Raw genomic sequence first — 728 nt, 5'->3', positions numbered from 1 at the left:
GCCTTTTGTTCCTTTATTTCTCTATTTTTGACGACTTAAAGTTATAAAGGAGCGGCTATGTCATTTCAACTCATCATAAAAGTCGAGCATCGCGTTAAAAATTAATATGTTTTTACGTCGCCACTTTTTCGCGAGTTTTTTAGCTTGTCATAGGGGTTTAATGTGACCGCCGCATCTAAGTGATCTGGGGCAAAGTGTGCATAGCGCATTGTCATCATGATGGAGCTATGCCCTAGTATTTGTTGTAACACTAAAATGTTGCCGCCATTCATCATAAAGTGACTGGCAAAAGTATGACGCAGAACGTGTGTGCGCTGCCCTTTAGGTAAATCGATAGCTGCTTTTTTTAATGTTCCTTCAAATGCATCATAACAATTCGAGAATAACGCCCCTCGCCTTTTAGGTAGTAACTCATACAAATCTTTCGATATAGGCACGGTTCTATTTTTGTTACCTTTGGTTTGAGTGAATGTCACCTTATAAGGCATGACTTGGGACTGACTTAATGACTGAGCCTCACCCCATCGTGCACCCGTTGCAAGGCAGATGCGAGCCACGCAACCTAAATCTTTATTTCTTGATTCATCACACGCTGCCAGTAATCGCTTTATGTCTTCCAGATAAAGAAAGTAAGCGTCCGGTGAACTCACCTTGTCCCTGCCATCAGGCGCGTGCACGCTACGGCTAATTTATCTTTCCTTTGGAGACTGAACCATGCGCCGTAACCG

General features: G+C 43.0%; 1 pseudogene. It reads right to left on the bottom strand.

Annotation, left to right across the window (positions count from 1 at the left end):
* Nucleotides 1-101: 101 nt before the first annotated feature.
* Nucleotides 102-632, bottom strand: a pseudogene (locus tag Xbed_RS18915) (tyrosine-type recombinase/integrase); the annotation flags it as partial.
* Nucleotides 633-728: the final 96 nt, after the last annotated feature.

The sequence above is a fragment of the Xenorhabdus beddingii genome, from assembly GCF_002127545.1.
Lineage (GTDB): Bacteria > Pseudomonadota > Gammaproteobacteria > Enterobacterales > Enterobacteriaceae > Xenorhabdus > Xenorhabdus beddingii.
Note: the sequence above shows the minus strand (reverse complement) of the source record. Positions and strands in the feature narration are given on the sequence as shown.